General features: G+C 66.9%; 22 protein-coding genes and 1 pseudogene. 15 read left to right on the top strand and 8 right to left on the bottom strand.

All coding sequences use genetic code 11. The features are described from left to right. Positions 1 to 12: 12 nt before the first annotated feature. The 3 genes from aroA to serC form a co-directional block, all read right to left on the bottom strand. Entirely contained in the window at positions 13 to 1,323 is a 1,311-nt protein-coding gene (gene aroA, locus ACSION_RS09985) for a 3-phosphoshikimate 1-carboxyvinyltransferase (protein WP_435305845.1), read from the bottom strand. Positions 1,324 to 1,368: 45 nt separating this feature from the next. Next, complete coding sequence (pheA, locus tag ACSION_RS09980) at positions 1,369 to 2,520, bottom strand: prephenate dehydratase (RefSeq protein WP_435305844.1); 1,152 nt, start codon at positions 2,518 to 2,520, stop codon at positions 1,369 to 1,371. Between the two features lie 113 nt (positions 2,521 to 2,633). Beyond that, positions 2,634 to 3,719, bottom strand: a complete 1,086-nt coding sequence (serC, locus tag ACSION_RS09975) for a phosphoserine transaminase (RefSeq protein ID WP_435305843.1) — start codon at positions 3,717 to 3,719, stop codon at positions 2,634 to 2,636. A 199-nt stretch (positions 3,720 to 3,918) separates the two neighbouring features. Between serC and msrP the strand changes: the two genes are divergently transcribed. Together msrP and msrQ are read left to right on the top strand one after the other, a co-directional pair. Next, positions 3,919 to 4,887, top strand: a complete 969-nt coding sequence (msrP, locus tag ACSION_RS09970) for a protein-methionine-sulfoxide reductase catalytic subunit MsrP (RefSeq protein WP_435305842.1) — start codon at positions 3,919 to 3,921, stop codon at positions 4,885 to 4,887. Positions 4,888 to 4,896: 9 nt separating this feature from the next. Further along, positions 4,897 to 5,526, top strand: a complete 630-nt coding sequence (gene msrQ, locus ACSION_RS09965; RefSeq protein ID WP_435305841.1) for a protein-methionine-sulfoxide reductase heme-binding subunit MsrQ — start codon at positions 4,897 to 4,899, stop codon at positions 5,524 to 5,526. Here the strand turns inward: msrQ and ACSION_RS09960 are convergent. Further along, positions 5,495 to 6,298 (bottom strand): FHA domain-containing protein, encoded by an 804-nt coding sequence (locus tag ACSION_RS09960; protein WP_435305840.1) that lies wholly within the window; start codon positions 6,296 to 6,298, stop codon positions 5,495 to 5,497. The genes msrQ and ACSION_RS09960 overlap by 32 nt on opposite strands. A gap of 99 nt (positions 6,299 to 6,397) precedes the next feature. Between ACSION_RS09960 and ACSION_RS09955 the strand changes: the two genes are divergently transcribed. Continuing rightward, positions 6,398 to 6,673 carry a polyhydroxyalkanoic acid system family protein gene (locus ACSION_RS09955; RefSeq protein ID WP_093485757.1) on the top strand — a complete coding sequence of 92 codons (276 nt, stop codon included), beginning with the start codon at positions 6,398 to 6,400 and terminating at the stop codon, positions 6,671 to 6,673. Between the two features lie 3 nt (positions 6,674 to 6,676). On the opposite strand, the gene ACSION_RS09950 is transcribed toward ACSION_RS09955, so the two are convergent. Beyond that, on the bottom strand, positions 6,677 to 7,393 hold the full coding sequence (locus ACSION_RS09950) for an FFLEELY motif protein (RefSeq protein WP_093485755.1): 717 nt from the start codon (positions 7,391 to 7,393) through the stop codon (positions 6,677 to 6,679). A gap of 87 nt (positions 7,394 to 7,480) precedes the next feature. Between ACSION_RS09950 and ACSION_RS09945 the strand changes: the two genes are divergently transcribed. From ACSION_RS09945 to ACSION_RS09930, 4 genes and pseudogenes are all read left to right on the top strand, one after another. Continuing rightward, positions 7,481 to 8,725 (top strand): patatin-like phospholipase family protein, encoded by a 1,245-nt coding sequence (locus tag ACSION_RS09945; RefSeq protein WP_435305839.1) that lies wholly within the window; start codon positions 7,481 to 7,483, stop codon positions 8,723 to 8,725. A 96-nt stretch (positions 8,726 to 8,821) separates the two neighbouring features. After that, a pseudogene (locus ACSION_RS09940) lies at positions 8,822 to 9,202 on the top strand (phasin family protein); the annotation flags it as partial. Positions 9,203 to 9,636: 434 nt separating this feature from the next. After that, the gene (locus tag ACSION_RS09935; protein WP_435305838.1) at positions 9,637 to 10,587 is read left to right on the top strand and encodes a restriction endonuclease; all 951 of its coding nucleotides are present in this window, start codon (positions 9,637 to 9,639) and stop codon (positions 10,585 to 10,587) included. Positions 10,588 to 10,672: 85 nt separating this feature from the next. Continuing rightward, entirely contained in the window at positions 10,673 to 11,095 is a 423-nt protein-coding gene (locus tag ACSION_RS09930; RefSeq protein WP_435305837.1) for a group II truncated hemoglobin, read from the top strand. Positions 11,096 to 11,129: 34 nt separating this feature from the next. Here ACSION_RS09930 and ACSION_RS09925 read toward each other — a convergent pair whose 3' ends face one another. Further along, positions 11,130 to 13,118: an SDR family oxidoreductase gene (locus ACSION_RS09925; protein ID WP_435305836.1), complete on the bottom strand. Its 1,989-nt coding sequence runs from the start codon at positions 13,116 to 13,118 to the stop codon at positions 11,130 to 11,132. A 150-nt stretch (positions 13,119 to 13,268) separates the two neighbouring features. On the opposite strand from ACSION_RS09925, the gene ACSION_RS09920 reads away from it, so the two are divergent. Together ACSION_RS09920 and ACSION_RS09915 are read left to right on the top strand one after the other, a co-directional pair. Next, positions 13,269 to 13,526, top strand: a complete 258-nt coding sequence (locus ACSION_RS09920) for an acyl-CoA-binding protein (RefSeq protein ID WP_056879007.1) — start codon at positions 13,269 to 13,271, stop codon at positions 13,524 to 13,526. Beyond that, on the top strand, positions 13,526 to 14,152 hold the full coding sequence (locus tag ACSION_RS09915; protein WP_093485745.1) for a TetR/AcrR family transcriptional regulator: 627 nt from the start codon (positions 13,526 to 13,528) through the stop codon (positions 14,150 to 14,152). The genes ACSION_RS09920 and ACSION_RS09915 overlap by 1 nt, the downstream gene beginning before the upstream one ends. Positions 14,153 to 14,159: 7 nt before the next feature. Here ACSION_RS09915 and ACSION_RS09910 read toward each other — a convergent pair whose 3' ends face one another. Further along, entirely contained in the window at positions 14,160 to 15,113 is a 954-nt protein-coding gene (locus ACSION_RS09910; RefSeq protein WP_093485743.1) for a helix-turn-helix transcriptional regulator, read from the bottom strand. A gap of 84 nt (positions 15,114 to 15,197) precedes the next feature. Between ACSION_RS09910 and ACSION_RS09905 the strand changes: the two genes are divergently transcribed. Beyond that, on the top strand, positions 15,198 to 15,605 hold the full coding sequence (locus ACSION_RS09905) for a GFA family protein (protein WP_435305835.1): 408 nt from the start codon (positions 15,198 to 15,200) through the stop codon (positions 15,603 to 15,605). A 54-nt stretch (positions 15,606 to 15,659) separates the two neighbouring features. Here the strand turns inward: ACSION_RS09905 and ACSION_RS09900 are convergent, their stop codons facing one another. Then, positions 15,660 to 16,067: a hypothetical protein gene (locus ACSION_RS09900; RefSeq protein WP_435305834.1), complete on the bottom strand. Its 408-nt coding sequence runs from the start codon at positions 16,065 to 16,067 to the stop codon at positions 15,660 to 15,662. Positions 16,068 to 16,232: 165 nt separating this feature from the next. On the opposite strand from ACSION_RS09900, the gene ACSION_RS09895 reads away from it, so the two are divergent. The 5 genes from ACSION_RS09895 to ACSION_RS09875 all read left to right on the top strand — a co-directional run bounded on the left by ACSION_RS09895 (position 16,233) and on the right by ACSION_RS09875 (position 21,709). Next, the gene (locus ACSION_RS09895) at positions 16,233 to 17,087 is read left to right on the top strand and encodes a hypothetical protein (RefSeq protein WP_435305833.1); all 855 of its coding nucleotides are present in this window, start codon (positions 16,233 to 16,235) and stop codon (positions 17,085 to 17,087) included. Beyond that, entirely contained in the window at positions 17,071 to 17,637 is a 567-nt protein-coding gene (locus ACSION_RS09890) for a hypothetical protein (RefSeq protein ID WP_435305832.1), read from the top strand. Before ACSION_RS09895 ends, ACSION_RS09890 begins: the two co-directional genes overlap by 17 nt. A gap of 341 nt (positions 17,638 to 17,978) precedes the next feature. Beyond that, entirely contained in the window at positions 17,979 to 19,190 is a 1,212-nt protein-coding gene (locus ACSION_RS09885; RefSeq protein WP_435305831.1) for a flagellin, read from the top strand. A gap of 81 nt (positions 19,191 to 19,271) precedes the next feature. Beyond that, positions 19,272 to 20,420 carry a flagellin gene (locus ACSION_RS09880; protein ID WP_093485731.1) on the top strand — a complete coding sequence of 383 codons (1,149 nt, stop codon included), beginning with the start codon at positions 19,272 to 19,274 and terminating at the stop codon, positions 20,418 to 20,420. Between the two features lie 83 nt (positions 20,421 to 20,503). Then, the gene (locus ACSION_RS09875; protein ID WP_093485729.1) at positions 20,504 to 21,709 is read left to right on the top strand and encodes a flagellin; all 1,206 of its coding nucleotides are present in this window, start codon (positions 20,504 to 20,506) and stop codon (positions 21,707 to 21,709) included. Positions 21,710 to 21,827: the final 118 nt, after the last annotated feature.

The raw sequence follows: 21,827 nt of genomic DNA, 5'->3' as shown, positions 1-21,827 counted from the left end.
CCGCTGCCGGCCTCAGGCCTTTCGCAACGCGAAGCCCGCCCCCGTCGCCAACCCGTCGTAGTTCGGGAACGACGTGGCCACGTTCGCCACGTCGCCGATGCGCACGTCGCCGGCAGCGAGCTGACCAGCGATCGAGAAGGCCATCGCGATGCGATGGTCGCCGTGGGAATCGACGGTGCCGCCCTGCAAGGCACCGGGGAAGATCGTGGCGCCGTCCGGCGTTTCGTCCACGCGCAGGCCCAGCGCGCGCAGGCCATTGGCCATGCTGGCGAGACGGTCGGACTCCTTCACCCGCAATTCCGCGGCGCCGCGCACGACGGTGGGGCCCTCTGCCGCGGCGGCCGCGACGAACAGCGCCGGGAACTCATCGATCATGTCGGGCACCAACGCCTCCGGCACCTCGATGCCCTGCAGTGGCGCATGGCGGACGACCAGGTCCGCCACCGGCTCGCCGCCGTGTTCGCTGGCGTTCTCTTCGGTGATGTCCGCGCCCATCAGCCGCAGTGCCTGCAGCAGGCCGGTGCGGCGCGGGTTCAGTCCGACCGCGCGCAGGCGCAGCTCCGAACCGGGAATGATGCTGGCCGCGACCAGGAAGAACGCCGCCGACGAGAAGTCGGCCGGCACGGCGATGTCGGTCGCCTTCAGGCGCTGCCCGCCGCGCAGGCGCGCGAAGCCGGGGGAGAAGTCGATGTCGACACCGAACGCCTTCAGCATGCGCTCGGTGTAGTCGCGCGTGGGGTGCGGCTCGCGCACCACGGTCTCGCCTTCTGCGTACAGGCCAGCCAGCAACACGGCCGATTTCACCTGCGCGCTGGCGACTTCCAGCGTGTAGTCGATGCCGGCAAGGGCTTGTCCGCCGTGGATGCGCAACGGCGGCAGGCCGCCCTCTTCGGTGTCGATGCGCGCACCCATCGTGGACAGCGGGCCGGTGACGCGGCGCATGGGACGCCTGGACAGCGATTCGTCACCGATGAGCACGCTGTCGAACGATTGCGCGGCCAGCAGGCCGGCGAGCAGGCGCATGCCGGTGCCGGCATTGCCGCAGTCCAGCGCGCCGTCCGCGGCACTCAGGCCGTCGACGCCCACGCCGTGCACGACGCGGCGCGACGGCGAGGGCGTTTCCATCCGCACGCCGAGGCGCGAAAAGATCGCGGCGGTGGCGCGGGTGTCCTCGCCTTCCAGGAAGCCGTCGATCGTCGACGTGCCGTCGGCCAGCGCGGCGAACATCACCGCACGGTGCGATACCGACTTGTCGCCGGGGATGTCCAGGGTGCCGCGCAGCGCGCGGCCGGCGGAGGCGATCCAGTCTTGCTTGCTGCTCATCAGGTCTCTCGGTTCATCGGCCCATGCGCGGGCCCGGGCAACGGATCAGGGCACCGCGACGGGGTACGACCCCAGTACCTTGATCTGCGCCGAATGCTGTTTCAGTTCCGCCAGTGCCTGCTTCATCGACTCGTCGTCGATGTGGCCGGCCAGATCGATGAAGAAGCCGTACTCCCATTTGGCGTGGTGCGACGGCCGCGACTCGATCCGGTTCATGCTGATGCCGTGGCGGGCGAACGGGCTGAGCACGTCGAACAGCGCGCCGGGCTTGTCGTGGATGAAGACCAGCACCGAGGTGCGGTCGTGGCCCGACGGCGGGAAGATGCTGCGGCCGATCACCAGGAAACGCGTGGTGTTGTCCTTGTCGTCCTGGATCGGGCTCATGACGACCTTCTTCAGGCCGTACACGTGCGCCGCGCTCTCGCCCCCGATGGCAGCGGCATCGTCGTTGCCACGCGCGCGGCGGGCGCCCTCGGCGTTGCTCGACACCGGCACCTTCTCCACCTTCGGCAGGTTGGCGCGCAGCCAGCCCGCGGTCTGCGCGAACGACTGCGGGTGCGCGTAGATGCGCTCGATGTCGTCGATGCGACCGGTGCGCGACATCAGGAACTGGTGAACGCGCAGCTCGACTTCGCCGCAGATCTTCAGGTCCGAGGTCAGGAACATGTCCAGGGTGATCTGGATGGTGCCTTGCCCCGAGTTCTCCACCGGCACCACGCCGAAATCGGCGTTGCCACTGGCCACCTCCTGGAAGACCTCCTCGATGCTCGCCAGCGGCAAGCCATGCGCCGAGCGGCCGAAGTGCTTCAGCACAGCCTGCTGGCTGAAGGTCCCCTCCGGGCCGAGGTAGCCGATCTTCAGCGGCTCCTGCTGCGCCAGGCAGGCGGACATGATCTCGCGGAAGACGTGCACCAGCACTTCGTCGCTGAGCGGGCCCTCGTTGCGGTCCACCACCATGCGCAGCACCTGGGCTTCGCGCTCGGGACGGTAGTAGTCCACGGCGGCGGCCAGCTTGCCCTTGGCCTTGCCGACCTGGTGGGCGAAGACGGCGCGTTCGGCGATCAGGGACTGGATCTGGCGATCGATGCCATCGATCTTGGCGCGCACGTCGGAGAGCACCGGGGCGGGCGTCGCCTCGGTCTTCTTGCCCTTGGCAGGCTTGGCGGTCTTCTTCGGCTTGCTGGGTTTGGATGCCATGTCGTTTTCCGTAGTCCCGTCGCCTCCCTGTGGGAGCGACGTAAGTCGCGAAAGGTTACCGGTAACGCTTCATCGCGACTTACGTCGCTCCCACATCGGGATGATGCGGTCGATTATCCGTTGCGTTGCTGGAAGTCGTGCATGAACCGCACCAGCGCCTGCGCGCCTTCCACCGGCAGCGCGTTGTAGAGCGAGGCGCGGATGCCACCGACCGCCTTGTGGCCTTTCAGCGCCAGCAGACCGGCCGCCTTGGATTCGGCCACGAAGCGCGCGTTGAGGGTGTCGTCGGGCAGGAAGAACGGGATGTTCATCCGCGAGCGCGCCGCCGGCGCCACGTCGTTGCGGTAGAAGCCGCCGGACGCGTCGATGGCGTCGTAGACGAGCGACGATTTCACCGCATTGCGTCGCGCGAACTCGGCCACGCCGCCTTCGGCCAGCATCCACTTGAACACCAGGCCGGCGAGGTACCAGTTCCAGGTCGGCGGCGTGTTGAGCATGGAGTCGCGCGCCGCATGCGAGCGGTAATCGAAGATGTCGGCGCGCGGCTGGCCGGCGCGTTCGAACAGATCCTTGCGGATGATGACCACCGCCACGCCGACCGGGCCCAGGTTCTTCTGCGCGCCGGCGTACATCACGCCGTACTTCGATACATCCAGCGGCTCGGAGGCGATCGATGAGCTGAAATCGGCGAACAACGGCACCTCGCCCACGTCCGGGGTGTCGCGGAACTCGACACCGTGGATCGTTTCGTTGGCGGTGATGTGCACGTAAGCGGCACCGGGCGTGAGCGTCCAGGTATCGCGCGGCGGGATGTCGTGGAACCCACCACCCTCACCGTCGGCCGCGATGTTGACCGTGCAATACGGCGCGGCTTGCTTGATGGCGGTCTTGCCCCAGTGGCCGGTGACCACGTAGTCCACCACTTGCCCGGGGCCGGCGAAGTTCAATGCCAGCAGGGCTTGGTGGGTGGTGGCGCCACCGGACAGGAACAGCACCGCGTAGTCGTCCGGGATGCCGACCAACCGGCGCAGGTCGGCCTCGGCCTCGGCCGCGACCGTAATGAAGTCCTGGCTGCGGTGGCTGATTTCCACGATGGACGCGCCGATGCCGTTCCAGTCGAGCATCTCGGCCTGCGCCTGCCGCAGGACCGATTCGGGCAGGGTGGCGGGACCGGCACTGAAGTTGAACGCGCGCGTCATGGGGCACCTGAACAGGAGGGTCCGTAGTATGCCGCAGCGCATCAGTTGCAGGGGCAACGAAGCGGACGCAGGAGCATGAATGGCGTACGCCGTGCATCCTGCGAACACCCGACTACGTATAGGCTGCACGTGGATCGCTTGCGCGGGAATTTTCCGACGGGAATGCGATCCAACCGCTACCCCCTTGCCGGAGAAGTCCATGTCCCTGCGCGACGCCTTGCGGATCCCCGAGTCCCGGATAACCGACGAATCCGTCTATCGGGATCGCCGCCGCCTGTTGCAGGCATTCGCCGCCGCGCCTGCCCTCGCCTTGGCCGGCTGCGCGGAGGCCGAGCCCCCCGCACCCCCGAAGGTCGTGGTGACGCCGGAACAGGCGCGTTCGGGTTTCCGCACGGCAGAGACCCTGACCCGCTACGAGGACGTCGCCAGCTACAACAACTTCTACGAGTTCGGCACCGGCAAGGCCGACCCGTCGACCGCGCGCAAGACCCTGAAGACCTCCCCCTGGTCGGTGGTGGTGGGCGGTGAGTGCGCGAAGCCGGGCAAGCTGTCGCTGGAGGACCTGGTGAAGGGGCTCACTCCCGAAGAACGCATCTACCGGCTGCGCTGCGTGGAGGGCTGGTCGATGGTGATCCCATGGCTGGGCGTGCCGCTGAGCGAGGTACTGAAGAAATTCCAGCCCACCTCCAAGGCCAAGTACGTCGCCTTCACCACCCTGGCCGACCCGGTGCAGATGCCGGGCGTGCGCTACGCCTCGATCAACTGGCCTTACCGCGAGGGCCTGCGCATCGACGAAGCGATGCACCCGCTCACCCTGCTGGCCACCGGGCTGTATGGCAAACCGCTGCCGCAGCAGAACGGCGCGCCGCTGCGGTTGGTAGTGCCGTGGAAGTACGGCTTCAAGAGCATCAAGTCGATCGTGGAGATCAAGTTCGTCGAGCGCATGCCCGAGACGGCCTGGCACGACCTGCAGCCATCCGAGTACGGCTTCTTTTCCAACGTCAATCCGAACGTGGACCATCCCCGCTGGAGCCAGAAGACCGAGCGGCGCATCGCCGGCACCCAGAGCAAGCTGTTCGCCGAACGCATCCCGACGCGCCTGTTCAACGGTTACGCAGACCAGGTCGCCTCGATGTATGCCGGCCTGGACCTGAAGAAGTGGTACTGAGCCGGATCGATGCGTAAGACCTCCGCTGGCCTGGTCGCCGCCAAGACCACCGTCCATGCGCTTGCGCTGGTGCCCCTGGGCATACTGGCCTGGCAGTTCGTCGATGTCTGGCGGACCGGTAGCGATGCGCTGGGCGCGGATCCGGTGGCGGAGATCGAACACCGTACCGGCCTGTGGGCGCTGCGCCTGCTGATGGTGGCGCTGGCCATCACACCACTACGGCAACTGACCGGCCAGCCGGTGTTGCTGCGGTTCCGCCGGATGATCGGGCTGTATGCGTTCTTCTACGCCAGCGTGCACCTGACGGCGTACCTGGCGCTGGACCTGCGCGGTTACTGGACGCAGATCTTCGAGGAGATCGTCAAGCGCCCCTACATCACCGTGGGGTTCACCGCGTGGCTATTGCTGGTGCCCTTGGCGATCACCTCGACCCAGGGCTGGATGCGGCGCCTCGGCCGGCGCTGGGGCCAGTTGCACAAGCTGGTCTATGCGATCGGCGTGCTGGCCGTGCTGCACTTCTGGTGGCTGGTGAAATCCGACATCCGCGAGCCGCTGCTGTACGCGGTCATCCTGGCCGCGCTGCTGGGATGGCGGGTGTGGAAATCGTTCAGCCGGCGCCGAACAACAACAGCGCGCTGAGCGCGGCCGCCATCAGCAACGCGGCAAGGAGCAACCAGGGCCAGCGCCGTGCAGACCGCACCGCGGGACGCGTGCGGACCTCGTCCGCCTGCGCTTCATCGTCCATGTCCGCGGCAAGGGCGTCGTTCCCCTGCGCGCTGGGCGCCCACGGCACTTCCAATACGAAACGGTGCTGCGCGTCGAACACCACCTGGTCACCCGCGACCAACAGCGCGTCGCGCACCGCAACGCCGTTCACACGGGAACCGTCGGCCGAACCCAGGTCGCGCAGCAGGACGCGGTCGCCGCGGAGCTCCAGCCGCGCGTGCCGCTCGGCGAAGGTCGGGTCATCCACGCGGATGTCGGCATCGCGGGCGCGGCCCACGATGCAGGGGTGCTCCAGCGACACGCTGCGACCATGGAACTTGCCTCCCAGTCCTCTCAGGACCACGCGGGCATCGCCTTGACCGGCATCGGCGTCGCGCACGTCGGTGGCCGACTGGAAGCCAGACTGCAGCAGCAGCTCCACCCCTTCCACGTACACCGCATCGCCGGGTCGCAGCACCGCCATCCGCTTCACCGGCCTGCCGTTGATGTGTACGCCGCGCATGCCATTGGCGACCTGCAGCCAGAGGCCGCGGCGGTCCACGCAAATCTGCGCGAGCAGTGCGCCCTGCAAGGCATCGCCGACCCCGATGGTGCCGGCCGCTTCGCGCACGATGCGGTGCACGCCGGTGGTCAGCGGCCGGTCGGGCGAAGGACGGTTGGTGAAGTGAAGTCGGAGGTTCTGCACGCGGCGTGAGCCTATCAGGTTGGCGTGCGCAGGGCAGCCCCGGCTTGGCATGGCGCGCGGCGGCCGCGCACAATACCGGCGAACCGAGGGAGTACACGCATGGCCAGCATCGATATCCAGCACGCGCATTCCAAGTCCCCGAAGCAGGCCCGCAAGGCCGTCGAGGATGTCGCCAAGAAACTGGCCGAACGCTTCGACATGGACTATGGCTGGGACGGGGATACGCTGAACTTCAGCCGCTCCGGCGTGGAAGGCAAGATCGCATTGCTGGCCGACAAGCTCCGCGTCACAGCGAACCTGGGCTTCCTGCTTTCGGCCATGAAAGGACCGATCGAAGCGGAAATCCGCCGGGTACTGAGCGACAAGTTCGACTGAGGATCAATCGCGGAAGGGATCGGGATCGGCCGCGAACAGGCGGCGCGAAATCGTCCTCTCCGCCTTCTCGATGTCGCGCACGAACGCCTTGCCATCGCCCAGCGCGGCGAAGGCCGCGAACCCCCGCTCCAGGAACCCCTGCAGCTCGCCCAGGCCGGTGGCCTTGGCCGGTCCACGCGACAGTTTGAGCAGGGTGGCTACGCCCGGCGTCTTCACCGCCTGCGCCAGGCCTACGCCGACTTCCGCGATCAGGTCGATCTGGTGTCCACGCAGTCGTGGCAGGCCAACCTCGCGGTACGCGCGGCCGTAAAGGTCCGCGTCCAGCTTGCGGCGACTGGGCGCCAAGCGATGCAGCGCCTCGGCCATCCGCATGTCCAGGGCATGGGTCAGCGCCCCCAGCTCGATGCCATGGGCGACGGTCCCCAGCACGGCCCCCGGCAACAGCCGTTGCATCATTGGCATGACCTTGGCCACGTTGGCATCGCGGCGACTGAAGTCGTGGTCGCCATAGACATCGGTCAGGAAGAACATCGCCGCCGCGCGGCGCTTCGGGTCGTTCAGGAAATGGGTGAAGCTGGTCTCCAGCCGCGCGGCCTGCCAGCGCCGCAGTTCGGGCAGCCAACGCAGGCGGTTCCGCGGCTCGACGTCCGGGTCATGCAACGCCTGATGCCAGGCCAGCCGCCTGCCCACGCGTTCGATCAGCGGATTTCCTCGGGCCATGGGTGACATGATCCGGGCCGGCCGGGCGCCCCGCAAGCCGCAGGCCGGTCGGCTACACTCGGGCGGCAAGGTCATCACGGGTAGTACATGCTTTCGATCCACAGCGCGCGGAAACGGGGCCACAACGGCAAGATCGGGCTGGCCATCGCCGGCGGCGGCCCCATCGGCGGCATGTACGAACTCGGCGCGCTGCGTGCCCTCGACGAAGCGCTCGACGGCCTGGACCTGACCCGGATGGACTGCTACGTGGGCGTCAGCTCCGGCGCCTTCCTCGCTGCCGGCCTGGCCAACCGGATGGGGACGGCCGAGATGTGCCGCATCTTCATCACCGGCACCAGCGACGACGCCGAATTCCGGCCCGAGACCTTCCTGCGCCCTAACGTCAGCGAATACCTGCGTCGCGCCGCGAGCCTGCCGGGGCTATACGCCGACTGGCTGTCGCGCCTGGTCCGCAACCCGCGCCGGGCCACGCGCTGGTCCGACCTGTTCCTGCGTTTCGGCGGCCTGGTGCCGACGGGCATCTTCGACAACGAGGAAGTCGAACGCTTCCTGCGCGACATCTTCAGCCGGCGCGGTCGCAGCAACGATTTCCGCACGCTGGACGCGGACCTGTTCGTGGTGGCGGTGGACCTGGACAGCGGCGAAGCGGTGCGCTTCGGCGAGGAAGGCTGGGACGACATCCCGATCTCGCGCGCCGTGCAAGCCAGTTCCGCCCTGCCCGGCCTGTACCCGCCGGTGGAAATCGGAGGTCGGCATTTCCTCGATGGCGCGCTGCGCCGCACGATGCACGCCAGCACCGTGCTGGACCGCGATATCGACCTGATGATCGGCATCAATCCGCTGGTACCGTTCGATGCCAACCAGGCGGCCCCGCAGGCCGACGAAGCCGAACAGGTCGGACTGGCGAGCGGCGGATTGCCCGCCGTCCTGTCGCAGACCCTGCGCACCCTGCTGCAGTCGCGCATGCAGATCGGCATGGAGAAGTATCCGCACCGGTACCCTGACATCGACCAGTTGGTGTTCGAGCCCAACTCGGACGACAGCGAGCTCTTCTTCACCAATCTCTTCAGCTTCTCTTCGCGCCACCGCGTCTGCCAACTCGCCTACCGCAACACCCTGGCCGACCTGCGCAAGCGCGCCGCCGTGCTCAAGCCGATGCTGGCGGCGCATGGCATCCGCTACAACGACGACATCGTCAACGACCGCCACCGCTCGATCCTCGACGGCCTGGACGTGACCCCGCGCATGACCGAGACCACGGCCCGCTTGCGTCGCGCCTTGGACGATGTGGACCAACTGGTTTCCAGCCGCCGAGCCGCCCGTCGCCCGTGATCCGATCACGGGTGCGTCACCGGCTGGTGTGAAAACTCTAGACAGCGCTCCGATTCTGGCGCGCAATCCCTGCCACCACATCGCCGACGGAACGCCATGGCCACGTTGAAGAAATCCGCACGCAAGAAGACCGCATCCGCTACTTCCTCCAACAACGAACAACTGCAGGCCCAAGCCGAGCAGCTCTCCAAGCGCCTGGGCGAATCCGCGCAGCAGGTCTGGCTCGCCGGCGTGGGGGCTTTCGGGCGCGCGCAGGCCGAAGGCACCAAGCTGTTCGAGACCCTCGTGAAAGAAGGCCTCTCGCTGGAGCAGATCACGCGCAAGACGGCCGGCGGCAAGGCGCAGGCGATGCGCGATGCGGTGGAAACCACGGTGGGCCAGGCCCGCGAGCGCGCCTCCGATACGTGGGATCGTCTCGAGAAGGTTTTCGAAGAACGCGTGCATCGCGCACTGCGCCGTCTCGAAGTGCCGAGCCGCGAAGACCTCTCCGCCCTGATCGATCGCGTCGACGCGCTCAATGCCGAACTACGCAAGCTGGGCGGCGTTTCCGTCGCGAAACCAGCGAAGGCCCGCAAGACCGCGGCCGCCAAAAAACCGGCACCGGCAGCGAAGAAAACGCCCGCCAAACGTGCATCGCGCAAGAAGGCTGCACCATAAGGTTGCATATGCTTTTTCGTGTGCTTTTCTGAACAGAATTTTGTTGCGAAGCACCATCGAATGGCGTAACAATCATTCCAGCCCGCCAGTCCACCGAAGTTCGTTTGCTCCCCTCCCCTTACGGCTTCGGACTGGCGGGCTTTTCCATGCCCGCCCACATCGCATCCTCCATCAGGAGTGACGCGACAACAGACACTCCGTGGCGCGCCGGGTAGAATCGCGGCTTCGAATAACAAAAAGCGCCTCCGCGACGCATGTCCATCTGGCTCCTTGGCCTGGCCGTCACCCTGGTGACCGGCATGGCGGCAACCGCCTATCTCTGGTTGGTCCGCCGTCCCCGCGATGAAATGTCCTACGGCCTGCATGCCCTGTCCGGGCTGCGCTGGCGCGAGTTCTCCAAACTGGTGCTGTCGGCGATGGAGCGTCGTGGCCTGGCGGAGGCCAGCCCGGAACCGCACGAATCCCGCGAACCGCAATCCACTTTCCTGCTCGCCCGGGGCGATGAACGCTGGCTGCTCTCATGCAAGCACGGCTCGGCGTACCGGATCGCTGCTGCGCCCGTGCTGGAACTGGCCGCGAGCATCCGCTTGGGCACGGCCCACGGCGGCATTCTCGCCACCGAAGGCAACGTGGAGAAGGAAGGCCGCGACGCGGCCCAAGGCAACAACATCGAAGTCCTGGACGGCCCCCGCCTGTGGCCCGAGGTCGTCGATCTGATCGAACCGAGCCTGCGCGAACAAGTGATGACCTATGCGGCCGCTCGCGCCAAGCGCCATATCGGCATCGCTTGGTTCGGTGCCATCGCACTCGGTGCGGCCGCCATGGCCACATGGTCCGGCCAGCAAAGCGGCTCTGCCCCCGTCGAACGCACCCTGCCCGCCGCGACGCAGGCAGCGCCCGCGCCTGCAGCGACTCCGCTGCCTCCGGCCACCTCGGGCAGCTTCAAGGAACCTACCGAGGAAGAACTGGAAGCCCAGATGCGCGAGGTGCTAAAGGCGCTCGCCAAGACGCCCGGCATCACCCGCGGTGTATGGCAGACCAAGCTGACCCTGAGCGTGGACCGCATCGCCAGCGAAAAGGAAGTCTGGCCGTGGATCTGCCTGGAACTGGAGCGCTACCCCGCCCTGCGCACCACCCGCGTGCAGCTCAATCCACCGCCCGGCAGCAGCGAGCCCGTGCGCTGGCGCCAGTGCAAGACCCTGTAGGGCGGGGCACCGCGACACTGGGTCGCTGTGCATCCGGCTCTCATCACCGGATGATTCCGCGGTCTTGTTTCCGCGTGCTCCCTCGATGACAGACGCCCCAACTCCCTACGATCGCATCGGCGGCGAGGCCGGCCTGCGTCGGATGACGCAGCGCATGTACGCGCTGATGGACACCCTGCCGGAAGCCGCCGCGGTGCGCGCGCAACATCCTGGTTCGCTCGATGGCAGCGAGCAGAAGCTGTTCGAATTCCTCAGCGGCTGGCTCGGCGGCCCGCCATTGTTCACCCAGAAGCACGGCGCGCCGATGCTGCGCGCCCGTCACCTGCCCTTCCAGATCGGCATGGCCGAAGCCAGCGGTTGGCTGGCGTGCTTCCATGGCGCCATGACCGAGACGGTGGAAGACGCGGACTTGCGCGACTTCATCTGGTCGCGTATCGAACCGCTCGCGATGCACATGCGCAACCTGCAGGCGGTGCCGTTGCGGTGGTCTGAGCCACAGGGCACCTGACGCCACATCCCCAGCCACGCCGCCAGCAGGGCTGCTACCAGTGCACGCCCCGCATGAGCGCGGCGAATGCGATCTGCTCTTGGCTCGGCGCTGCTTCCTTGAGCGCCTTGCGGTCGCCCTTGGCAGCGGCCGAATCCGGGAACAGTTCGAACGCGGTGTTCATCACCACTTCGTAGGCCTTGGGCGCCACGGCATTCACCAGCGCGGCGAAAATGCCCAGGCGGGTGGCGATGCGGCTGGGCTTCTCGATGATGGCCTTGACCAGCAGGTCGGCCGCCTCGTCCGGCGACAGCGTGGGCACACTGTCGTACATCTTGGTGGGCGCGATCATCGGCGTTTTCACCAGCGGCATGTTGATCGTGGTGAAGCTGATTCCCTTGCCCGACAGCTCGCCCTGCGCGCAGCGACTGAAGGCATCCAGGGCCGCCTTCGAAGCCACATACGCCGAGAAGCGCGGCGAATTGGCCAGCACGCCGATCGAGCTGATGTTGATGATGTGGCCCTTGCGGCGTTCGGTCATCTTCGGCAGGAAGCCCATGATCAGGCGGATGCTGCCGAAGTAATTCAGCTGCATCGTCCGCTCGAAATCGTGGAAGCGGTCGTAGCTGGCCTCGATGGAGCGGCGGATCGAACGGCCTGCGTTGTTGATCAGGATGTCCACGTGCCCGTGTTCGTCCAGCACCGTCTTCACCAGCCGGTCGCAGTCCGCCATGTCGGAGAGGTCCGCGGTGTAGGCGAACACCTTGCCGCCCGCCTTCTTCATGTCGTCGCGGGCCTTGAACAGTTCTTCCTCGCCGCGCGCCACGATGATCGTGGTGGCGCCCGCTTCCGCGACGCGCTGCGCAGTGGAAAGGCCGATACCGGACGAACCGCCGGTGATGACGACCACCTTGTTGCGCACCTTGCCCTTCAGCGAGCGGTCGACGAACAGGTCCGGGTCAAGGTGGCGCTCCCAGTAGTCCCACAGGCGCCATGCGTAGTCGTCCAGGCGCGGCACGGCAATGCCACTGCCTTTCAGCGCCCGCTCCGTTTCGCGGCTGTCGAAGCGCGTCGGATAGGTGATGAACTTCAGCACTTCCTTGGGAATCTTGAAGTCGCGCAGCAGCATGCCGATGAAACGCCGCACCGGTGGCAGGTTGCCCACCGCCATGCGGATGCTGCCGGGCACGAAGGCGAACATGCGTGCGTCGATGCGCATCGTCATCTCCGGCGCATGGCCGGCACGGCAGAACGTGTTGAGCACTTCGCCGACGCGCATCGGCTCCGGGTCGGTCAGGTGGAAGGTATGGCCATCCAGCTTCGGCTTGTGCGCGATGTGGTCCATTGCGTCGGCGACGAAATCCACCGGCACGATGTTGATGCGCCCCCCTTCGATGCCGAGCACCGGCACCCATTGCGGCAGCAGCTCGCGCAGTTTCTTGATCAGGGTGAAGAAGTAGTACGGGCCATCGATCTTGTCGATTTCACCCGTCTTGGAGTGGCCCACCACCATGCCGGGGCGGTAGATGCGCCACTTGATGCGCTTCTCGTTGCGCACCAGGCCTTCGGACTCGTGCTTGGTCCTCAGGTAGGGATCGTCCAGGCCCTCGGCTTCCTCGAACATGTCCTCGCGGAAGATGCCGGGGTAAAGGCCCGCGGCCGCGATGGAACTGGTGTGGTGGAAGCAGCCCGCTTTCAGCGCGGCGGCAAGGTCCAGCGCGTGCTGGGTACCGTCGATGTTGGCCGCCTGCTGCGATTCGCGGGTGGCCGTCAGGTCGTAGATGGCCGCGAGATGAAAGAAATGTTTCACCTTGCCGGTCAGCGTGCGCAGCTGGGCGGGGGTGAGTCCGCATCGCGGCTTGGTCATGTCGCCGTGCACCACGGACACGCGCTTCATGTCCCAGCCGGCCTTCTTGGCGATGGCGTCGAACTTCTTCTGCGAGTCCTTCCGGACCAGCACGTAGACCGTCCCGCTGCGCTTGAGGAGGTTGCCGACCAGATAGCGGCCAATGAATCCCGTGGCGCCCGTGACGAAATAGCTCATGACGACCCAACCCTCGATTGTGTGGGCCGGCCCCTCCGACCGCCCTGCGGCCTACGTTGCCAGAGCCGTTGCGGTTCGACAATCCCGCCGCGGATTGACCGCCTGCACCACCCGTGGTGTGATGGCCGCGATCACTGGGAGGGATCATCCATGGCAGATCTGAAGACCGCGTTCGACCAGGCATCCAAGGACATCCAGACGCTGTCCGAGCGCCCGGACAACGACACCCTGCTGCGACTCTATGGCTTGTACAAGCAAGGCTCGGAAGGCGACGTCAAGGGCGACAAGCCCGGTTTCTTCGACTTCGTCGGCACCGCCAAGTACGAAGCCTGGGCCAAACTCAAGGGCACCGCGCCCGAAGACGCCCAGAAGAAGTACGTGGACCTGGTGAAGAAACTCACCGCGTAGTGGCGCGCGATACCCGCCAGCGCATCCTCGAAGCCGCCCTGGCGATGTTCAACACGCAGGGCGAGCCTCACGTCACGACCAATCACATCGCCGACGAGCTGGAGATCAGCCCCGGCAACCTGTACTACCACTTCCGCAACAAGGACGACATCATCGAGCAGCTCTTCGCCCGCTACGAAGAGCGCATGGATGCCGCCCTGACGCCGCCTACCGATCGCCTGCCCGGGCTGGAAGACATCTGGCTGCAGCTGCACCTGGTGTTCGAGTGCATCTGGGATTACCGCTTCCTGTACCGCGACCTGGTCGAGATCCTGAGCCGCAACCGCCGCCTGCGCCTGCGCTTCGCCCGCATCCTCAAGCGCGCCGACGACAGCGCGCTGGCGGTGATGCGCGGGCTGGGCCATGCCGGGGTGATGCGTGCCTCGGCCGCCGAACTCGCGGCGACCGCGACCAACGTATTGGTCATTTCCACGTTCTGGTTGAACTACGCGGCCACCCGTGGCGAAAAGGACGAACAGGCCGCGATCCGACAGGGCATCGTGCAGGTGATGATGCTGGTGGCGCCGTTCCTGCGCGACGCCGAGCGCGTGCATCTCAACACGCTGACGCAGGCCTATACCGACTGAAGCGCGCCTACGCGGCCGCCAGTACGTCGCCCAGACGGGTCGACGCCGCGCGCAGCTGCGGCAGCAGGCCACGATCATCGAGTATTTCGAAGTCAGGCCCCACCAGGGCCATCAGCGCGAGCAAGGCTTCCACCGACTCCGCGCCCAGCTCCAGCACGCAGTGGTGCGCATCGCCGGCCTCAAGGATGCCGCACCAGGGCGGTACGCGCGTGGCCTGCTCCTCGATGGAACCCGGCAGGCGCAACCGCACCTGGAAGCGCGTGAACGGCTGGGTGATCGACTTGGCGACATAGTCGACCACATCGCCTGGGAACGGGCGCGGCGGGAACTGCATGCCGGTGTCGTGCAGCGCCTGCACGCGATCGACCCGAAACGTCCGCCAGTCCTCGCGCTTGAGGTCCCAGGCCACCAGGTACCACCGACTGCCGGTGTGCACGAGCCGCAGCGGCTCGATCAGCCGTTCACTCGCCTTCTGGCTGCGGTCGCGGTACTGCATGCGCAGCCTGAAGCCGTCCCGACAGGCGCCGGCGATGCGCAACAGCGCATCCACGTCCGAGGTCGGCGCACCGCCTGCCAGCGAGAGCGTTACCGAGTACAGCGCGCTGGCGCGCTTGCGTAGCCGGGCCGGCAGCCACTGGTCCAGTTTCGAGAGCAGCCGCAACGAGGTGTCTTCCATCCGCCCCACGCTGGCGGCGGCGGTCCGCAGCGCCACGGCCACGGCGACCGCCTCGTCGTCTTCCAGCAGGACGGGAGGCATCGCGCTTCCGGATCCCAAGCGATAGCCGCCGCCCAGGCCCGGGGAAGCGTCGATGGGGTAGCCGAGTTCGCGCAGCCGCTCCACGTCGCGGCGCAACGTACGGCGATCGATGTCCAGCCGCTGGCTCAGTTCCGCACCCGTCCAGTGACGGCGCGACTGCAGCAGCGACAACAGGCGGAGCAGGCGGTTGGAGGTGCTGAGCATGGACCCAGTATGGCCCCTATTGCGGACTGATTCTGTCCTCGATAGCAGCCACACTGATTACTCATCCACCGGGAGCACCCGTCCATGGCCGTTCAGACCTACCGCGGAAGCTGCCATTGCGGCGCCGTCCGCTACGAAGCGGACCTCGACCTGGCCGCAGGCAGCGGCCGATGCAACTGCTCCATCTGCACCAAGACGCGGTTCTGGGGCGTGGTCGTGCAGCCCGGGGCATTCCGCCTGCTTCAGGGAGAGGATGAGCTGGGACGGTATCGGTTTGGCACCCTCGCCACGGAGCACCTGTTCTGCCGGCACTGCGGCATCAGATCGTTCGGCCGGGGCGAGCTGGAGGTCCTCGGCGGCCGATACGTCTCGATAAATCTGGCCTGCCTGGACGACGTGGCGCCCGAGACCTTGGCCCAGGTGCCGATCCGTTACTTCAACGGTCGCGACAACGACTGGTTCTCCGAGCCCACCGTCACACGACACATCTAGATGAATGAAAACGCCCCGGTGAACCGGGGCGTCAGGGTCGTGCTGGCCTTAGGCTCAGGCGCGGCGCGTGCGGCGGGCCGCGGGTTTGCGCGGCGCGGGCTTACGCGCCGTCTTGGCTCGTGCGGGCGCCGACTTGCGGCTGCGCGACGCCTTCCGCGCGGGCTTCTTCTTCAGCCCCAGCTTCACCAGCACCGGCTCCAGGCGCGCTTCCACGTCTGCGCTGAACTGGCCAACACGGGCTTCGCCCTGTTCGCGGGCGTCCGCGAGGCGACCGAGCACATCGCGCTGCGTGGTGCTGGCGAACGTGGCAGCCTGCTGGCGTGCGGCATCGAGGCGCTGGGACGCATCGGCGACAGCGGCCAGGGCTTCGCGGCGGCCCACGACGATCAGGCCCAGACCTGCCAGCCACACGTGGCGCAGGGTCGGCTCGAGGGGTTTGCGGGCATTCTTCTTGGTGGCCATGTTCAGTTCCACGTGCCGCACCACGGTGGCCGGCTTCCTTGATGCGATGCTGCCGTCGGCGGCTTGAGCAATCACACTATTGGCCGCTCTCCGCACGGATTGCGTAGGGGTTGCCTGAGGACGGCGTTCGCGGCCATGCTCGCGACATCCTGGGAGGGACGACAGATGGCAGCGAAGTCTTCGAAGTGGGCCCCGTTTCCGCACGACGCCAAGGCCTATGCCTACGCAGGCGATGCGCTCAAGAAAGCCTGGCCTGCCCTGCATGCGGGCGACCAGGAGCCCTACCCCGACGAGAAGCGCGCCAAGGCCTTGATCGCCGCGGCCGGCAAGGCCGCCAAAGGCATCACGGCCGACGATCTGGCCCAACAGCTGCAGGACGCGTGGCGTGCCTTCCATCGCGGCGACTTCCAGGCGGCGTACGAGGCCGGTGAGACGCTCGGCCCGCTGGGCGCGTCCGTCGCGGTGAAAGCCATCGGCATCCACGCCACGTACCTGGTGGACGACGAAGCCGAACAACTCAAGCGCTTCGAACAGGGCGCCAAGCTGGCCGAGGCCGCCATCAAGGCACTGCCCGATGACGCCAACAGCCACTACCGCCACGCCTTCGCGCTCGGCCGCTACAGCCAGGGACTCAGCATCGCCAAGGCGCTCAAACAGGGCATCGCCGGCAAGGTCCGCACCTCGCTGGACGCCGCACTCGAATTGGCCCCGAAGCACGCCGAGGCGCACACCGCGCTGGCGCTCTACCACGCGGAGATCATCGGCAAGATCGGCGCGATGATCGGTGGCCTGACCTATGGCGCCAAGGCGGGCGAAGCCGAATCCCACATCAAGACCGCACTGAAACTGACGCCCGACTCCCCGATCGCGCACGTCGAGCACGCCAACGTGCTGCTGCTCCTGCACGGGGACAAGAAGGAAGACGCCGCTGCCGCCGCCTATGAGAAGGCCGGCAAACTCAAGCCCCGCGACGCGATGGAAGCGTTGGACGCGGCGCATGCCAATGCGCAGATCGAATAGGAACGCCGCCCTCGCGCTCGCATCGGCCCTGCTGGCCGCAAGCGCGACGCTGGAGGCGCAGGTCATCGCGCCCCCCTCTCCTGCCCCGCCGTCGCCCGCACAGGCGACGGATACGCTGGTGGACGCCCTGACCTGCAGGACATCGGCTGGCGACATCGCCGGCCTGCTGAGCAGGCTGCGGCGCGAACGGCCCGCCGAATTCATGCAGACCGAGCGTCAGTACGGCACGCCGAAGATGGATCTCTACCGGCTCGACGAATCCGTGGACGCCTGGGGCAACGAAGGCGATGCGATCGTCATCACCGACAATCGCGTGTTGCTGCTGGTCGACGCGCCCATCGACACGGCCAGCGCGCGCCTGGAGCAGTCCCTGGCGGACAGCCGCGACACGCCGCTGTCCGGCGCGCTCGATGACCTGCATGCGCTGGTGGTCTACTCCGGCGAGCATCCCGGCATGCAGCAACGCACGTTGATCGGATGCGAGTACCGCATGCCTGGACTTTCCCTGCTCGCCAATCCGGACGACGCCTGGCGTACGCCGACGCCGTAGCCCGATACCTGCGCCGGGGCGCACGACACCCCCTTCCTTCTGCTCAAACCGCACGCACGACGCGTCGTGACCGGCCCGGTGTGTCTTGGCGTGCCCGCGGGGCGGCCTTAACGGCAGGCCACAAGCCATCTTTAGGGCAGATGTCACGTTTCCGACGTTTCCCGCGAACCCTTGCACCGCAGGGGTTTCGAGCCCCTAACACATTTTTTTGCAGCTGCCCTAAAGGTTTTTTTGGCAGCGCCGTTATTCATTTCGCAACACGAAGACGACTAGCCCAACAAAACAAACCGGCAGCGTCTTTTTCCCTTCAACGCCGTGAATCCAAATAAGAGGAGACGAACATGGCACAGGTAATCAACACGAACACGATGTCGCTCAACGCTCAGCGCAACCTGAGCACCAGCGGCGCCTCTCTGGCCACCACCATCCAGCGCCTGTCGTCGGGCCTGCGCATCAACAGTGCGAAGGACGACGCCGCCGGTCTGGCCATTTCCGAACGCTTCAGCACGCAGATCCGCGGCCTCGACGTCGCCGTCCGCAACGCGAACGACGGCATCTCGCTGGCCCAGGTCGCCGAAGGCTCGCTGACCGAGATCGGCAACAACCTGCAGCGCATCCGCGAGCTGGCTGTGCAGTCCTCCAACGCCAGCAACTCCGCTTCCGACCGCGCGGCGCTGAACGCCGAAGTCAAGCAGCTGACGTCGGAAATCGACCGCGTCGCCAAGCAGGCCGACTTCAACGGCACCAAGCTGCTGGACGGCACCTTCACCAGCCAGCTGTTCCAGGTCGGCGCGAACGCCGGCCAGGCCATCGCCATCGACAAGGTCGTCGACGCCCGTGCGCAGACCCTGGGTGGCGTTACCTTCGCCAACGTCTACGCCGGCACCGCGCTGGGCGTCGACGCCGCTGCCGCCGACACGACCTACTCGCAGCTGCAGATTTCGGTCACCCCGACCGGCGGCAGCGCGAGCACGGTCAACATCGGCGCCTTCGACGTGAAGGCCGGCCAGTCGATCACGCAGGCCGCCGCCGCCGCCATCAACAACAAGCTGGGCGAGACCGGCGTGTACGCCGAGGTCAAGGCCGGCGTCATCAACCTGACCTCGGTCAAGGGCGGTCAGGAATTCGCCCTCGCCTTCGGCGGCCCCGCCGTCACCGGCGCCACGGTATCGACCGCCGCCAACCTCGGCCTGACCGAGACCAGCACCAACGGCGGCGACCTCGCCACCACGAACAGCTTCGTCCAGGGCCTGGACATCACCACCTTCGCCGGCGCCCAACGCGCCCTGGAAGTGGTGGACAAGGCACTGACCTCGGTCAACGGCGCGCGCGCCGACCTGGGCGCGATCCAGAACCGCTTCACCTCGGTGGTCGCCAACCTGCAGACCAGCTCGGAAAACCTGGCCGCTTCGCGTAGCCGCATCCGCGACACGGACTTCGCCAAGGAAACCGCCGAACTGACCCGCACCCAGATCCTGCAGCAGGCCGGCACGGCCATGCTGGCCCAGGCCAACCAGGCGCCGCAGAACGTATTGAGCTTGTTGCAAGGCTGAACCTAGCGTCCCCGGCGGCACGGCGGGGAATCGTTGGACAACATCATCCCCCGTGCAGAAAACGCCTAAGGAGTCGAACTCATGGCACAGGTCATCAACACCAACACCATCTCGCTGAATGCCCAGCGCAATCTGAGCACCAGCGGCGCCTCGCTGGCGACCACGATCCAGCGGCTGTCGTCCGGCCTGCGCATCAACAGCGCCAAGGACGACGCCGCCGGTCTGGCCATCTCCGAGCGCTTCTCCACCCAGATCCGCGGTCTCGACGTCGCCGTTCGCAACGCGAACGACGGCATCTCGCTGGCCCAGGTCGCCGAAGGTTCGCTGACGGAAATCGGCAACAACCTGCAGCGCATCCGTGAGCTGTCGGTCCAGTCGGCCAACGCGACGAACTCCTCGTCCGACCGCGCCGCGCTGAACGCCGAAGTCAAGCAGCTTACGTCGGAAATCGACCGCGTCGCCAAGCAGGCCGACTTCAACGGCACCAAGCTGCTGGACGGCTCGTTCACCAGCCAGCTGTTCCAGGTCGGCGCCAATGCCGGCCAGGCGATCGCCATCGACAAGGTCGTCGATGCCCGCTCGCAGTCGCTGGGCAACGTGAAGTTCGCTGCCGACGTGACCGGTACGGCCATCGCCGACGCCGCCGCCAACGGCAGCATCGCCGGCCTGACCATCAACTCGGTGGCCATCGACACCGTCGCCTACACCACCGGCACCACCGGCGACGACATCGCCAAGGGTCTGGCCACGGCAATCAACGCGAAGATGGGCGAGACCGGCGTGTACGCCTCGGTGACCGCCGACCAGGTGACCCTGAACTCGGTGAAGGCCGGCAAGGATCTGGTCGTCGGTGGCACGGTGACCGGCTCGGGCCTGACCGCCGCCACCACGACGGCAGCCGCCACCGCCACCGCTTCGTTCGCCAAGGACCTGGACATCACCACGTTCGAAGGCGCGCAGAAGGCCCTGGAAATCGTCGACGCCGCGCTGACCTCGGTCAACTCGGCCCGCGCCGACCTGGGTGCGGTGCAGAACCGCTTCACCTCGGTGGTCGCCAACCTGCAGACCAGCTCGGAAAACCTGGCCGCTTCGCGTAGCCGCATCCGCGACACGGACTTCGCCAAGGAAACCGCCGAACTGACCCGCACCCAGATCCTGCAGCAGGCCGGTACGGCCATGCTGGCCCAGGCCAACCAGGTGCCGCAGAACGTGCTCAGCCTGCTCCGCTAACGCGGCGCTAGGCACCGGGGCGGGCGTCTCTCCCGCCCGCTCCGGCCAGGCATTCCTTCCTCGCTCCACTCCAGGACTTTCCCATGGCACAGGTCATCAACACCAACACCATCTCGCTGAATGCCCAGCGCAACCTGAGCACCAGCGGCGCCTCGCTCGCCACCACCATCCAGCGCCTCTCGTCCGGCCTGCGCATCAACAGCGCCAAGGACGACGCCGCCGGTCTGGCCATCTCCGAGCGCTTCTCCACCCAGATCCGCGGTCTCGACGTCGCTGTTCGCAATGCGAACGACGGCATCTCGCTGGCCCAGGTCGCCGAAGGTTCGCTGACGGAAATCGGCAACAACCTGCAGCGCATCCGTGAGCTGTCGGTCCAGTCGGCCAACGCGACGAATTCCTCGTCCGACCGCGCCGCACTGAACGCCGAAGTCAAGCAGCTGGCCTCCGAAATCGACCGCGTCGCCAAGCAGGCCGACTTCAACGGCACCAAGCTGCTGGACGGCTCGTTCACCAGCCAGCTGTTCCAGGTCGGCGCCAATGCCGGCCAGGCGATCGCCATCGACAAGGTCGTCGACGCCAAGGCTGGTTCGCTGGGCGGCGCGATGTTCGCCACCGCCACCTTCACCACCGCTACGCCGGCCGATGGCGTGACTGCGCTGAAGATCGAAGGCCTGCAGCTGACCAACGCCGACGGCGCCACGGTCACCATCGACACCGTCGATGTCGCCGCACAGGGCACGGCCGCGGGCACCCGCGACGCCGCCGCCAAGGCACTGGTCACGGCCATCAACGCCAAGATCGGCGAGAGCGGCGTGTACGCCGAACTCGGCGCGGCGGGCGCCGTCAGCCTGACCTCGGTCAAGGACAGCGTGGGCACCAACGGTGCGTTCAAGGGCATCGCCATCGAAACCGGCACCTGGACCGGCGGCACCGCCCCGGCCGACGTCACCGCCAGCACCGTGGCCACCACCAAGCAGTACGCCTCCAACCTGGACATCTCCACGTTCAAGGGCGCGCAGCAGGCACTGGAAATCGTCGACAAGGCGCTGACCTCGGTCAACTCGGCCCGCGCCGACCTGGGTGCGGTGCAGAACCGCTTCACCTCGGTGGTCGCCAACCTGCAGACCAGCTCGGAAAACCTGGCCGCTTCGCGTAGCCGCATCCGCGACACGGACTTCGCCAAGGAAACCGCCGAACTGACCCGCACCCAGATCCTGCAGCAGGCCGGTACGGCCATGCTGGCCCAGGCCAACCAGGTGCCGCAGAACGTGTTGTCGCTGCTCCGCTAAACCGCTTCACAGGAATCGTTGCCCGACGCGGGCGTCCCGGACGGATTCGTCTCCCTCCGATTGGCGCCGGGATGGATGGCCTTGCCATCCATCCGCCCTCCACCGGCTTGGTGGCGGG

The sequence above is a fragment of the Pseudoxanthomonas sp. LjRoot125 genome (assembly GCF_964252705.1).
In the GTDB taxonomy this organism is placed as follows: Bacteria; Pseudomonadota; Gammaproteobacteria; order Xanthomonadales; family Xanthomonadaceae; genus Pseudoxanthomonas_A.
This window is presented reverse-complemented; position numbering and strand designations above follow the sequence as displayed.